The 14,430-nt window shown below is 41.4% G+C and carries 16 protein-coding genes; 1 reads left to right on the forward strand and 15 read right to left on the reverse strand.

What is annotated here, in order from left to right; translation table 11 throughout:
* Positions 1-10: 10 nt before the first annotated feature.
* The 5 genes from MKX55_RS20775 to MKX55_RS20795 all read right to left on the reverse strand — a co-directional run bounded on the left by MKX55_RS20775 (position 11) and on the right by MKX55_RS20795 (position 4,692).
* Positions 11-307 (reverse strand): hypothetical protein, encoded by a 297-nt coding sequence (locus tag MKX55_RS20775; protein ID WP_193064703.1) that lies wholly within the window; start codon positions 305-307, stop codon positions 11-13.
* 237 nt (positions 308-544) lie between these two features.
* Complete coding sequence (gene glyA / locus MKX55_RS20780) at positions 545-1,780, reverse strand: serine hydroxymethyltransferase (RefSeq protein WP_193064737.1); 1,236 nt, start codon at positions 1,778-1,780, stop codon at positions 545-547.
* Between the two features lie 70 nt (positions 1,781-1,850).
* Positions 1,851-2,399: a TIGR01440 family protein gene (locus tag MKX55_RS20785; RefSeq protein WP_339234680.1), complete on the reverse strand. Its 549-nt coding sequence runs from the start codon at positions 2,397-2,399 to the stop codon at positions 1,851-1,853.
* A 91-nt stretch (positions 2,400-2,490) separates the two neighbouring features.
* Entirely contained in the window at positions 2,491-3,873 is a 1,383-nt protein-coding gene (locus tag MKX55_RS20790) for a methyl-accepting chemotaxis protein (RefSeq protein ID WP_339234683.1), read from the reverse strand.
* 219 nt (positions 3,874-4,092) lie between these two features.
* Positions 4,093-4,692 (reverse strand): low molecular weight protein arginine phosphatase, encoded by a 600-nt coding sequence (locus MKX55_RS20795; RefSeq protein ID WP_042529490.1) that lies wholly within the window; start codon positions 4,690-4,692, stop codon positions 4,093-4,095.
* A 269-nt stretch (positions 4,693-4,961) separates the two neighbouring features.
* Here MKX55_RS20795 and MKX55_RS20800 point away from each other — a divergent pair, with 269 nt between their 5' ends.
* Positions 4,962-6,428, forward strand: a complete 1,467-nt coding sequence (locus MKX55_RS20800; protein ID WP_042529488.1) for an alpha-amylase — start codon at positions 4,962-4,964, stop codon at positions 6,426-6,428.
* A gap of 191 nt (positions 6,429-6,619) precedes the next feature.
* Here MKX55_RS20800 and MKX55_RS20805 read toward each other — a convergent pair whose 3' ends face one another.
* The 10 genes from MKX55_RS20805 to MKX55_RS20850 form a co-directional block, all read right to left on the reverse strand.
* Positions 6,620-7,168 (reverse strand): manganese efflux pump MntP family protein, encoded by a 549-nt coding sequence (locus MKX55_RS20805; protein ID WP_042529486.1) that lies wholly within the window; start codon positions 7,166-7,168, stop codon positions 6,620-6,622.
* Between the two features lie 115 nt (positions 7,169-7,283).
* Positions 7,284-8,312: an L-threonylcarbamoyladenylate synthase gene (locus MKX55_RS20810; RefSeq protein WP_042529484.1), complete on the reverse strand. Its 1,029-nt coding sequence runs from the start codon at positions 8,310-8,312 to the stop codon at positions 7,284-7,286.
* A gap of 474 nt (positions 8,313-8,786) precedes the next feature.
* Positions 8,787-9,188 carry a hypothetical protein gene (locus MKX55_RS20815; protein WP_042529482.1) on the reverse strand — a complete coding sequence of 134 codons (402 nt, stop codon included), beginning with the start codon at positions 9,186-9,188 and terminating at the stop codon, positions 8,787-8,789.
* A 76-nt stretch (positions 9,189-9,264) separates the two neighbouring features.
* Positions 9,265-9,858, reverse strand: a complete 594-nt coding sequence (spoIIR, locus tag MKX55_RS20820; protein ID WP_193064708.1) for a stage II sporulation protein R — start codon at positions 9,856-9,858, stop codon at positions 9,265-9,267.
* A gap of 126 nt (positions 9,859-9,984) precedes the next feature.
* Positions 9,985-10,848, reverse strand: a complete 864-nt coding sequence (prmC, locus tag MKX55_RS20825) for a peptide chain release factor N(5)-glutamine methyltransferase (RefSeq protein WP_339234687.1) — start codon at positions 10,846-10,848, stop codon at positions 9,985-9,987.
* Positions 10,849-10,851: 3 nt separating this feature from the next.
* Positions 10,852-11,922, reverse strand: a complete 1,071-nt coding sequence (gene prfA, locus MKX55_RS20830) for a peptide chain release factor 1 (protein ID WP_042529476.1) — start codon at positions 11,920-11,922, stop codon at positions 10,852-10,854.
* A gap of 257 nt (positions 11,923-12,179) precedes the next feature.
* Positions 12,180-12,434, reverse strand: a complete 255-nt coding sequence (locus MKX55_RS20835; protein WP_042529474.1) for a hypothetical protein — start codon at positions 12,432-12,434, stop codon at positions 12,180-12,182.
* A gap of 225 nt (positions 12,435-12,659) precedes the next feature.
* The gene (locus MKX55_RS20840) at positions 12,660-13,031 is read right to left on the reverse strand and encodes a hypothetical protein (RefSeq protein WP_339234690.1); all 372 of its coding nucleotides are present in this window, start codon (positions 13,029-13,031) and stop codon (positions 12,660-12,662) included.
* Positions 13,032-13,179: 148 nt separating this feature from the next.
* On the reverse strand, positions 13,180-13,461 hold the full coding sequence (locus MKX55_RS20845; protein WP_339234692.1) for a hypothetical protein: 282 nt from the start codon (positions 13,459-13,461) through the stop codon (positions 13,180-13,182).
* A 180-nt stretch (positions 13,462-13,641) separates the two neighbouring features.
* A complete protein-coding gene (locus MKX55_RS20850) occupies positions 13,642-14,265 on the reverse strand; it encodes a thymidine kinase (protein WP_339180389.1) in 624 nt (207 codons plus the stop codon).
* Positions 14,266-14,430: the final 165 nt, after the last annotated feature.

Below are 14,430 nucleotides of genomic sequence, written 5' to 3' on the forward strand. Positions count from 1 at the left end.
CTCCTTAAATTTATATATCGTTCAAATTGTACTGAAAATCAGGTATGCTTTCAAGTGAATTTTCTTTGCTGAATGAATAATAGTTTATTGCAAAAATTATAATTTTGTTTTTTATTATCTCGCTGATTCCTGAAGAAATCAAGTTGGTTTTACTATAAATCAAATAATAGATATGCTTTGGAATAAAAAAGATTTCCTGGCTGTCGCTCCAGAAATACACTCCGCTTTCCGTGGGCTTGAGCTCAGCCTCCTCGAAAAAAAGAAGTTCGCTTTTTTTCTGCGGGGTCTTCCCTCCGCGCTTTCCCACAGGAGTCTCCGTGTATTTCTTCCGCTAGTTATAATATCTGACTAAAGATTATTCACGTCTATTATAAAAGAAAAGTATATAATTTAATAATTCACCTTATGCATCTTTTAAATTTAGAGAATATTTCTATACTAACCAACAGAAAAAAATAAATATAGAAATCCACAGAGCACCTAACTCTGTGGATTTCTATTGTCCTGCTTTAAACGTATAAAGTTTATCCACAGTGGGGATATCTTATTTATAAAGCGGGAATTTTTCTGTTAATGCTTGTACGCGTTCTTTTGCTTCGTTTAGTTTTTCTTCGTCTTCGTAATTTTTTAAGGTAAGTGAGATAATTGCTGCTATTTCGTTCATTTCTTCGATTCCGAATCCGCGTGTGGTTACTGCTGCTGTTCCAATACGTACGCCGCTTGTAACAAATGGGCTTTCGGTATCAAAAGGGATGGTATTTTTATTTGTAGTTACGCCCACGTCATCTAATGCTTTTTCTGCTACTTTTCCTGTCAGATTTAATGGCGTAACATCTAATAATAATAAATGATTGTCTGTTCCGCCTGAAACAATACGGATGCCTTCTTTTTGCAGTGCTTCTCCAAGTGCTTTTGCATTCTCAATGATATTTCCGGAATATGCTTTGAAATCATCGGATAATACTTCTTTGAACGAAACCGCTTTTGCTGCAATAATATGCATTAAAGGTCCGCCTTGGATTCCAGGGAAGATGGCTTTATCAATTTTCTTCGCATATTCTTCTTTACAAAGAATCATTCCGCCGCGTGGACCGCGTAATGTTTTATGCGTTGTGGTTGTCACAAAATCAGAATATGGAACCGGATTTTCATGGTGACCTGTCGCAACCAATCCGGCGATATGTGCCATATCCACCATTAGATAAGCACCGACAGCATCTGCAATCTCTCTGAACTTTTTAAAGTCGATGCTTCGGGAATACGCACTTGCACCAGCAACAATCAGTTTCGGTTTGACTTCTTTTGCTTTTTCCAGGACAGCATCATAATCCAGCTGCTCTGTCTCTTTATCCACACCATAGTCAACAAAGTTGTACAACCCGCCGCTGAAGTTGACCGGGCTTCCATGCGTTAAATGTCCGCCGTGATTTAAATTCATTCCTAATACGGTATCTCCTGGCTCCAGAAAAGTAAAATATACGGCCATATTCGCTTGGGAACCGGAATGAGGCTGTACATTGGCATGATCCGCGCCGAATATTTCCTTCGCACGTTCTCTGGCAAGGTCCTCTACAATATCAACATACTCACAGCCGCCATAATAGCGTTTATCCGGGTAACCTTCCGCATATTTATTCGTAAGTATGGACCCCATTGCATCCATAACCGCCTTGGATACAAAGTTTTCTGAAGCAATCAGCTCAATCTTATTTTGCTGACGCTCCTTCTCTTGCAACATCGCCTGAAAAACTTCATTATCTGCTTGTTTTACATATTCCATCATTACTGCACAGCCTCCTATATAGGGTAAAAATTTATTATTATTTGTTGTTCAAACGAAAAAGAATGACTTATCTCACTGCGTTTTCTCCGTAATATGCCCGGTGGCCGCCAATCAATTTCGGACGGGTCCGAGCTGCCCTGACTCTGGCGTGGCCAATCGTACGCTGTTCCAATTTCAAGGGAACCGCTACTGGCTTCAAATGCATGCCTATCATGGTTTCGCCAATATCTATCCCGGCATGGGCACGAATATTCTCCACAACAACAGGATGCTCCAGTTGCCTATAGACATAGCTCGCCATTGATCCACCTGCTTCTGGAACAGGCACCACAGCAACTTCCTCCAGACCATACTGCACAGCTGTCTGTTGATCTACGACAAGAGATCGGTTTAAGTGCTCACAACATTGAAATGCAAGATGGACTCCAGTTTGCTTCTGAAGCTTTGTCATCTGCTCGTAAATACTTTTAGCAATTTCCGTACTCCCGCTTGTCCCGATTGGCTGACCGGCTACCTCACTTGTAGAGCAGCCAATAACAACGATTTCGTCTTTTTGCAGGCTGTTTGTCGCCAGCCATTGATCAATAAATTGTTCTAAGTCTTTTGTTATCATCATGACACACCCTTACTGCTTATCATCCTTCTGCGTCTTCGTTTAACACAGCAAATAATAGAATCATTTATAGCATACCATGATTTTTTTAAAATTACGATACATCTTGATGCCTGTTTTCCTCTAAACCGCCCCTGCTGCTGTCAGAAGGCTCTATGGATATCACGCTGCCAGAATCCGTTTCTTGCTTCACATTAAATTGCTTAATCTGTTCTCTTAGATTTCCGGCATGCTCCTCCATCTGGCCTGCTAATTGGTCCACTTGTTCCATTGTTCCAATCTGCTCTTGAACCGCAGCATTGACCTCCTGTGTACCAGCAGATGTTTCCTCGGCAATCGCTGCTACTTCCTGCGATTGATTGGCTGTATTTTGAATCGATTGCAGCTGCTGCTCCACCAATTCATAAATCGTATCGACCTGCGTGGCGGTCTCTGTAACTGTTGTCCCCATTTCCGTAATCGTACGATTCGTGTCCTCTCCACGACCGACTTCTTTCCGCGCGGATGCCGCATTGGTATTCATTTTTTCTGCTAATTGCTTCACATCTGTCTGGATGGAAAGCAGGAGCTCGGAAATATCGTTCACTGCCTTTCCGCTTTGGTCGGCTAGCTTCCTCACTTCCTCTGCAACCACCGCAAAGCCTTTTCCATGCTCCCCAGCCCGTGCAGCCTCAATGGAGGCATTTAATGCCAGTAAGTTGGTTTGTTCTGCAATCTCACCGACTAAAGTAATGATTCCTTCCACTTCCATCGTGCTTTGGCGCAAATGATTGACATCTTCCATTGAAACTTCCTGCTCTACAGCAATACGCTCGATTCCGGCAACTAATTGTTTCACCATGTTCTGGCCTTCCTCCAGCATATGAATCATAGCATGGGACTGCTTTTTGGAGGTCTCTGCTTTATTTTGTACTTCGTTCGCAAGCTCTGTTGCAATTTCAATCGATCCGACCGTCTCCTGTGTCGCACGTGATGAATTCTCGGCACCATCTGAAATTTCGCTGATCGAATCACCAATCGCAGCAGCATGCTTTGTAGCCGTATTCGAAGCTTCCTTCAATTGATGGACGGTTGTATTTGTTTCCTCAAAATGCTGGTCAATATTTATTACCATTTTATTTAAACTCTGCAGCATACTGTTTACCGCAACAGATAACGATTTGATTTCATCATCCGATTTCGGGATTTCCACCCGCATCTCTAAATTTCCTTTGGCTGCTTCCCCTGTAATTTTCTCCAGTTTCTGCAAAGGCTTTGTAATCCATCTCGCAGCAAAAAAAGCTAGAATCCCGGACCACACCACCCCGGCCAGCAGCGTGCTGATAACAAAAACCTGCTGAGATATATTGACCCGGGATTGCACATAGTCATATACAACATAAATAAAAAATGCGCTTGTTGAGTATGTAATAAGCGCTAAAAAAGTAGTAAACACAACCAGCTTTAACCTAAGACTAAACCGATACCTATTCCCCATTAAACTTCCACTCCCCCAATTAAAATTTTCATCGCTGCGGTTATAAGACTTGCATGCTGTACAGCGGAAATCTGATGAAAATACAGCAAGCAAAACATGCAAAAACTCCGGCACAAGCGCTTTCAAGAAAAAGCAAATTTTTTCGCTTTCCCTTTCACTGCAAAGATTCCACGGAGTTTTCACAGACTGCCATCCACTGCCTTCTTCATTGCTGTCTTTTTAAGATGACAGCCAACGATCAAGACAGGCTTCAATTTCTTGTTTTGTCTTCAAATAATGCGCTGTTGACCCGCCAAAAGGATCGGCAATATCAGAATGCGTCAGCTGTCTTTTTAAATCACGAATTGTTTCCATCTCTTCCTGACCTATTTCATACAGCCGCTGGCGCTGTTCTATCGGATCCATTTTAGAATCAAACTGCTTGACGCAGCGCTTTCTTTTTTCTTCTAAATTCGCATAGGCTTTTTCTATTTGCTCCCATATTTTTATATCGGCATGTAGTGCAAATTCTTTAAGTGTATATGTTTTTTTTCTTTCTTCGGGATATTCGGACCAGATTCTTTCTTTATGGGAAGCGGTCATAGTCAGGATCACATCGGCCCATTGTACCAATGCGGCGCTGATTGGGGCGGATTGATGATTGATTTCAATCCCTTCCTGTCTCAGGACCTCTTCTGTCTGACTGCTCGCCGGCGCTCCCGGCATCGCACTGATTCCGCAAGATTTCACCTGTATATCTGATTGTGCGCGCTGCTTCAACAAGGCTTCTGCCATTGGACTGCGGCACGTATTTCCCGTACATACAAATAATACATTCATAAGATGAATCCTCCTGTTCTTATCACGGTAATATTTATCAAACGTATTCTTTTTTACATCATATCATGATTAAATCAAAAACGCAGACTGCCCTTTAAAAGAGATATGAGGTTTCGTTTCTCTTCATAAGGTGTATCTACTACTTAGTATGGTAGAAATAAATTATAAAAATGAACAGCTCGCATGAAAAGAACAATTACGCAGCTGGGACAAAGGGAAGATACACCCTTTCTTTAATAGGTTTATTAATAGAAACGAGGAGAAATAATATGAAGCGAAATCACACTATGATTCAATTTTTCGAATGGCATGTAGAAGCAGACGCTCTCCATTGGAACCGGCTGAAGGAAACAGCTCCTGAATTAAAAAACAGAGGCATCGACGCTGTTTGGATTCCGCCTGTTACAAAGGGCATGTCACCTGAAGATAATGGCTACGCTCCCTATGATGTATACGACTTGGGGGAATTTGATCAAAAAGGGAGCACCGCTACAAAATACGGCACAAAAAAAGAGCTGCAGGAGGCGATAAAAGCGTGTCATGATGAAGATATCCATGTGTATACGGATATCGTGATGAATCATAAAGCCGGAGCAGATGAAACAGAAGTATTTCAAGTGATTGAAGTAGATTCGAATGACAGAACAAAAGAGATTTCAGAACCCTTTGATATAGAAGGTTGGACAAAATTCACCTTCCCTGGACGTGGTGACACGTATTCTTCTTTCAAATGGAGGTTCGAGCATTTTAATGGGACAGACTACGACGCGAAGGAGGACAGAACAGGTATATTCCGAATTGTAGGCGATAATAAAACATGGAACGAAGCGGTAGATGATGAATTCAGCAATTACGATTATTTAATGTTTGCGAATATCGACTACCATCATCCAGAAGTCCGGGAAGAAATGATCCGCTGGGGCAAATGGCTAGTAGATACGCTACATTGCAATGGTTTTCGCTTAGACGCAATGAAACACATTAATCACGATTTTATTAACGTGTTTGCAAAAGAGATTGCCCAAACGTACGGCGAGGAATTTTATTTCGTCGGCGAGTTCTGGAAGCATGATTTGGAAGCATGCCAGCAATTTTTAGAACAAGTTGATTACCATATCGATTTATTTGATGTCGCGCTGCATGATAAGCTGCATGAAGCTTCTAAAGCCGGCAACGATTTTGATTTGACAGCCATTTTTGACGATACACTGGTTCAATCCTATCCGCATCATGCTGTGACCTTCGTGGATAACCATGATACACAGCCTGATGAAGCACTTGAATCCTGGGTCGAGGATTGGTTTAAACAAAGTGCTTATGCCCTTATTTTACTGCGGGAAGGCGGATACCCATGCATTTTTTACGGTGATTATTTTGGGATTGGAGGAGAAAATCCAATCGAGGATAAAAAAGAAGCCATTGATCCGCTTCTCTATGCTCGCTATCATAAAGCGTACGGTGAACAGGAAGACTACTTCGATCACCCTAGCACGATTGGCTGGGTTCGCCGCGGCTCCCCGGAAATAGAACGATCAGGCTGTGCCGTCATTATCTCAAACGGAGATGATGGCGAGAAAAGAATGTATGCAGGAAAAGATCGTGCAGGAGAAGTCTGGGTCGACCTGACCGGAACAAGAACCGAGCATATCTCCATTGAAGAAGATGGCTTTGCCGTTTTCCCTGTCAATGGAGGCAGTGTGTCCATATGGGCGCTTCCAAAAGAAGACGTCGAATAATTTAGTCCCATCAAGCCATAACTAGGGGTTAAAAAGGTTAAAACCTGTGCAATTCGGGGTTTTAGCCTTTTTGTAATAGGGTGGCGTGTGCTTTTTTCATCTGTGATTGATATGGAATATATCGTTTTATCCCTATCCCCGTTCTGAAAATTCGGCCGCCAGCACTTTTTATTTCGATTCATCATTTACGCTCAGCTGAATAACATATAAAGCCCAAAGCATGAAAGAATAATCCCTCCAAAAATTTCACTGTATATCCCAAGGAAGCCCTGCAGCCGTCTGCCTAATAATAAGCCAATCCATGTAAAAAGACAGCTTACAGCCCCAAAAATAAGGAGCGTAAAAATAATCGTGACGCCAGAAATACCAAGGCTGAACCCAACTGTAAAGCTATCGAGGCTGACGCTGAACGCAAGCATCCACAATCCGAGGCCGACCGGCTGCCATCTGTACTCCTCGGATGTATGAAAGGCGGAGAAAAACATATGGGCGCCGATAAAGAACAGCAGGATTCCCGATGCCAGCGCTGCCCATTGTCCGACTTGTTCTGATAACGCATGTCCAAGCAGCATGCCTGCCATCGGGAAAAGCATGTGGAGACTGCCGATTACCAGGCCAATAATAGCAATCCGTTTCAATCGCATTTTATTCATTCCTAAGCCCAAACTGATAGAGAATGCGTCCATACTTAAACCAACGGCAAGCAAGGCCAGTGAAAGTAATTCGGTAGAAAAAAACATTCATACGTCCCCCTTTGAAGCATGCTTGTACACTTTATGCTTCCAAACAGGATTATATGAATGTTTTCAGAAATATTCGTGACGACCAATGTGGATATCTCTACTATTAAAAAGATTATTCTTTTATAATTTGATCTGCCGCCTTTCGCAGACGATTCATGACTGCTTGACCAATTCCTTGCTCCGGAAATGTCTCGCAAACAATCTTATCCACATTGGCATGCTTAAAGAACCGCAATCCATCATATAAGGAAGAAGCGATTTCTTCTATCGTCCCGCCAAGCAGATGCACTTTTGTGCCGTCTGGAAAAATTTCAGCACTTTGATTGGATGCCAGGACGCCTATTCTGTTCCCTGCCTGCTTTTCCTTATCCACAAATGCACTAAAAGCCTGAAGATTTCCTTCAAATAAATAAAGCGGAACCTCTGGTGCATAGTGTTTATATTTCATTCCAGGAGCTTTGGGACGGTCCGCGGAGGATGTAACAAGGCCAGGGTCGATCATCACAGTGCCCGCTTCCGCCTCTAATTGTTCCTTTGTCACTCCGCCGGGCCGTAAAATAACCGGTATTTCTCCCGTGCAGTCAATGACCGTTGATTCCAATCCGACACCAGTCTGCCCGCCATCAATCAGTCCGCTGATTTTTCCGTTTAAATCCTCATATACATGTGCCGCTTGAGTCGGGCTGGGTTTTCCGGACACATTTGCACTGGGAGCCGCAACAGGTTTTCCTGCTGCCTGTAATAAAGCAAGCGCAATAGGGTGACTCGGGATTCGCACCCCGATTGTGGATAAACCCGCTTTTACATTCTCCGCACAGAAATCATTTGCTGGTAAAATATATGTTAAAGGGCCCGGTGAAAAAGCCTCCATCAATGGATACACATAATCTGGAATATATGTGACAAGCTCTTTTAACTGCTCCGCTGACGCAACATGGGCAATCAATGGATTATCCTGCGGGCGTCCCTTTGCTTCAAATATTTTTCGGACAGCTGCTTCGTTCGTCGCGTCTGCGCCCAATCCGTATACCGTTTCTGTAGGAAAGGCGACAACCTCTCCTTCTTTTAACAGATTTGCTGCCTCTTGAATCTCTTTGTCTATGATAGTGGTTCCATTCTTTTTCCATACTTTCGTGTGCATAACTTTTCCTCATTTCCCGCAGTGTAACAGGCTGGGAGATCGATTACCAATGTTGTCAGGTTAATAAATTTTATTGAATATTATATTTGTTACAGATAGGTAGCAAAAAACTGTCTGGCGGAGGAAAAATACGGAGACTGCTATGGGAAAGCGCAGTATTTTTCCGTAGCGGCTATTAACCTGACAATATTGCTTCGATTACTCTTCCCACCGAAGGGCTTTTGTAAAACTCCCACTGCATGAAGTTTCACTTTATACGTTTCTATTTTAGTCGATACACAACGGAAACGCAAAAAAGCAGTATTTTTACAAACTTATGCACATTATTCACAGTTTTTATCCACAAAATGACGATAATTCACATATATCCCCTAATTATACACACCCTATTGTGAATAGTGTGTATAATTTTCACTTGACAAATTACGAAATAAACTATGCTAGTTATATCAAGCTTCTCTCCTTTTTAAGAAATTAGGATACCTGATACGCCCACCAATTCCCTGTTTTTTCTGAATTTATATTTTTAAATGTGACATCGCTTTCTCTTTTGAATTGTAAAGACTCTAATAAGATATCCACAACCGGGCTTTGATTATGCACATATACACATTTTACGTTATTTTTTCTAGATATGACGAGAACAGATTCAAATACAACAAATAATTTTTCTACATGCTCTTTATTTAAATATAATTGCTTCAGCCAATACGTTGATTCATCTACCATATCCAGATTAAAGCAGCCTTCCATGCTTCCGTTGATTTCTACAACATAGCTCTCCTTTGTTAATTTTTTGCCGAAAAGCGTTCCGTTCTTTTCCATAAATTTCTCTATCAGCTCTAGTTTTGCTTCTTTAACTTGGTAGATTTGCATTTTTCCATCCTCCATTCTTTTTCTTGATTAAACTTAAGCTACGCTTTACTATCATCGTATGCCTCTATGAACAAATCTATGACAAGCCTAACCATTTAAATAAAAAGAATTCTACTTCGACCTCTTCTTCCTCTTCTGCTTCTGCTGCATCTCCATCCGCTACAGAGGTGCCGTTAAAGAAATCTAAAAAGCATAATGGCGGGAATAGGACACACCACCAGTTGGCGCCAGAACCTTCTCCTATCGTTACTAAAATCGCTTCATATTCCCCTGCCGGATAAAGGTAGTCTCCATATAATTTCGCAGGAAATGATACATCCTCCGCAAATTCCAGTTCAAAGTCATCATCGCTATTTTCTTTCTCCAGTGTATCTCTGACTACTTCTTCTAATTCCGGAAGCCGGTCATCGATCAGCTGTCTTGCCTCTTCAATATCATCAATGTCCTTCACCCATTCTGTGATGACTTCATTCACTTCATCACGGACCTTATGTTTTACATCTTGGTCCTTCTCGCTGTCACTATTTGCCAGAATACGCAGCCGGATCGCTTCGTCCGGGATAACCTGATAGTCAAGCTCTTTATTTTGCAATTCTTTTGCTATACTAACTACTGGAATAATCGATAATAATAAAAATATAAGTGCCATTGCCATCCATAATTTTTTCATAAAAAAATCTCCCTTCCATCTATCTATGAGATAGTTTGGACAAGGAGATTTCTGCTTATACAAGTTTGATAGAAATATATATTTGAAAACCGGGTATACTTTTTCATTATTCTGGCTATGCAGACATCAGTTTAAATGGCTCGCAAATACCATTCGATCTTTTCCGTTGATATCTTGTTTGATTTCCACATGGCTGCCTGGAATAACCTGCTGTATCCGTTTCTTTACAGATTCCCCCTGCGTATGGCCAATTTCAAAAGCCAACAGTGTATCTTTTTTCAAGGGCAGCTGTTTCACTTGTTCGATAATCATATGATATGCTGCCAATCCATCCTCTTCTGCAAAAAGCGCCAGCTCCGGGTCAAAATCACGGACGGTATCACTAAGCGCAGCTGCTTCTGATTTCGCAATATACGGCGGGTTGGAAACAATCACATCAAATGGCGTGGTTTCATGAATAACCGGAGATAAAAAATCTCCCTCCAGAAATGATACATCTGCCTCCCATTGATCGGCATTCTGCTTGGCTATTTGAAGCGCCTCAGCTGAAATATCGGTAGCAAAGACTTCTGCATGATTTAATTCTAATGCCAACGTAATCGCAATAACGCCGCTTCCTGTACCTATATCAACCACCCGTACAGGTCCGGTTTGCGCAGCAAGGTAATCCTTTATAGCAAGCACCAGCTCTTCCGTTTCCGGTCTGGGAATTAACACATGCTTATTCACTTGAAAGATGCGTCCATAAAATTCCTCAGATTCCGTCAAATGCTGGACGGGAATTCCAGTTTCAGCATGCTTTTTTATATCTGCTTCAATCTGTATTTGTTTTTCTTCAGATATGGGGTCACGCAAAGCAAGCAGCCATTCCTGTCTGGATAACCCTAAATGATGTCTGATTAATATTTCTGCCACTTTTGGTTCTCTATTTGCCTTTTCTAAAAAAAGAGAAGCCCGGTGAAGGACTTCATGAATTTTTGTTTGGGTCATTGATTATTCCCCAATCTGCTCTAATTTTTTCGCTTGCTCTTCCATGACAAGCGCATCGATAAACTCATCCAGCTTGCCCTGCATAATCTGGTCCAGCTTTTGAATGGTCAAACCGATCCGATGGTCTGTCACACGGTTCTGTGGATAGTTATACGTACGGATACGCTCTGAGCGGTCTCCTGTACCAACCGCTGATTTACGATTTTCATCATATTCTGCTTGTGCTTCCTGCTGGAATTTATCATAAATACGAGCCCGTAATACTTTCATTGCTTTTTCTTTATTCTTAATCTGTGATTTTTCATCCTGAATCGATACCACAATCCCAGTAGGCTCATGCGTTAAACGTACTGCTGACATCGTCGTATTTACGCTTTGTCCCCCCGGTCCGCTGGAAGCAAAGGTATCCACACGAATATCCTTCTCATGGACATCTATCTCTACCTCTTCCGCTTCAGGCAGCACCGCAACAGTTGCAGTGGATGTATGAATCCGTCCGCCAGACTCTGTTTCCGGAACACGCTGTACGCGATGGGCGCCATTTTCATACTTCAGTTTCGAATAAACGTCTGATCCATTGATCATAAAGATGATTTCTTTATAACCGCCAACGCCTGTGGAGCTAGCCTCCATCACATCAATTTTCCAGCCCTGCGCTTCTGCATAACGAGAGTACATCCGATATAAATCACCTGCAAATAAAGCAGCTTCATCTCCCCCGGCAGCACCGCGAATTTCCATAATAACGTTCTTATCATCATTCGGGTCTTTAGGAAGCAAGAGAATCTTCATTTGTTCCTCCAACTCTTCTTTTCTGGACGATAATTCAGATACTTCCATCTTCGCCATTTCCAGCATTTCATTATCTGATTCATCTTCCAGCATTTCTTTCGCATCTGCCAGTTGTGATGTAACTTCTCTATACTCACGGTGAGCCTGGACAACGTCCTCCAGTCCAGCCTGCTCTTTCGAATACTCACGCAGCTTTTTTGTATCACTGATTACTTCCGGGTCACTTAACATTTCATTTAATTTATTATACCGATCTTCTAGTGCTTGCAAACGATCTAACACAAGAATACACCTCTTTCTCCATAACAGTCTTATTATATTATAAGGGAGCATCCGGGTCAATTGCACACCAGATGAGAAGTAATGGCAGGGTTGCCGATAAACAAAAAAATACCCATAAACTCGGCACGTTTTATACATGACCTGTCTATAGGCATTCTTTCTTGATTTCTTCTTTATTTAATTTAATATACAGCATCCGCTTATTTTCCCTTCCAATTCCGTATCTTTCTAAAAAGAAAAGTTTATTTTTTTAACCTTTATCTGATACTTATTTCTTTTTTCTGCATGATATTGGGATTTTTCCGGCTTGTATGAAGCACATATACCTCTCTTCCTAAATTGTATCGGTGAATCTCCTGACAAATTTTCATTGCCTCTGGAGAGTTGGAGAATTTTTTCAAAGGGTCCATGTCTTCTAAAATGCGTTCACTGTGCTCATTAGTATGCGCCTGAACTACTTCAATTAAAACCCATTGTTCCGGAAATGCGTCGCGCACTTCTTCCCATTTCAATGTATTCACCTCCAGAATGATACATAGTATATTTATATTGTATCATGAGAAGGAATAGTGTAATAGCACTTGTGCAAAAATTACGATAACTTTCACAATTTCTTTTTGAAAGAAATTGTGCTGAAGAAAACCGATTTATCCAAAAAGAAACCCAAGCTAATTTGGATTTCTTTTGTAGGAAACGTATCTTATATAATATATTACCGAGCATATTACTATTTACTTTTAAATAAATCTTTCTTTCCCTCCGCCTGTATTATGCAGCAGTCGATTGTTCTGTGCAATCAAGTAGTTGAGCTGCTCCAATTGGCTTCTTACATCCATCATCATCTGCATCATGTATTGCATATCTGGTGAGGCGCCATGATAAGAAGTGGAATGGGCTTTATATAGACTGCTTCCCGGTCTTTGGCTGGCTGTATCCTGAACAGGAAGTCCATAGCCTGATCCATAGTTATCACCTTGTATTTGCGTTTCCACACCTGCGTCCCGTGTGCTATTGCTCCGTTGGCTCTGATATTCCTTTTGCCGGGTATACCCTCCCTGATTTTGACGGTAAGGGTGCCAGCCGGGCGAATAGGGATAGTGAAAAGACATCCGTTAACCTCCTCTCATCCTATATCCAGTGTATTCGCCCGTTCTTTCCATGTGTGCAACGACCTGAAATTGATTAATTAGCCCGATTTGTGAATTATTTTATTCATTTACTCTTAAAGTGGGATAGTAAAATAATATTGTATTACTATTAACTATTTGACATTAATGTTAATTCATCTATATTAATAATGGCCTTCATTTGCCGTAACAGGTCTAAACCAATGATTCCATCCAACTCAAAACCGTAATTCATAGCGCCGATTTCCAATACAAATTTTCTTACTGAAATATCTCCTATTTTTACTATATCAACAGTCTTTGAATATACAAATTCTGATCCTCCAACACCACTGATACGATAAATAATATCATCTTCTTCTGCTACGATCCCAATTAATTCAGCTAAATCTGTAGATACAACACGATTCACTCAACTGCCAATGGTTTTAATTGGGTAAGTAATCGCAAAAGCCATTCTATGGAAGAGAGTAATCAATGCGCCTTCCCCCAACTCTAACCTAATCCTGCAAGGTGGCGAGGAGGAATCTCAACAAAATGAGGTTTCATTATATAAAAAACTGCCGAATATATAGAATCGGCAGTTTTCGTATTAACTATTTGCTTGTTTTACAACATGCTGTGCTACATTTACCTCTGGTTTATTAGGTACTTCATGATGATGACGGCAGCGCGGTTCATAGGATTCTGAAGCTCCTACCAGAATGACAGGGTCATCGTAGGAAGCAGGTTTTCCATCAATCAGCCGCTGCGTTCTGCTGGCAGGCGAACCGCATAATGGACAGATGGCATTTAATTTCGTCACCGATTCAGATAAAGCCATCAGCTGTGGTACGGGTTCAAAAGGCACTCCTCGAAAATCCATATCCAGGCCGGCAACAATGACACGGATATCCCGGCGAACAAGCTCCTCGATGACATCAATGACATTGTTATTGAAAAATTGTACTTCATCAATCGCCACAATCTCTACATCGGGCTTTATTTCCTCTAAAATTTCAGCCGCATCCTTGATTGATTTTGCAATAGTAGTTCTGCCATCATGAGAAACAACTGCTGTTTCATCATAACGGTTATCAATAGCCGGTTTAAATACACATACATCTAGATGCGCATACGTTGCTCTTCTGACACGACGTATTAATTCTTCTGATTTTCCGGAAAACATGCTTCCGCAAATTAATTCTACCCAGCCATTTCGCTTCATTATATGCATTTGGAGAAACTCCTCTCGCGAATAAGTATAACTATTTTTAATGAGAAGCTCAGGCAGCACTCTCAACTATCTTCTATTATATGATAAATGAAAAAAACTTATTTTTCATATTTTATCGCATTAAAAGTAAAAAAACAGGCAAAATGAGACATTTTGCCTGTCCTT

Source organism: Oceanobacillus sp. FSL W7-1281, from assembly GCF_037969835.1.
In the GTDB taxonomy this organism is placed as follows: Bacteria; Bacillota; Bacilli; order Bacillales; family Amphibacillaceae; genus Oceanobacillus; species Oceanobacillus oncorhynchi.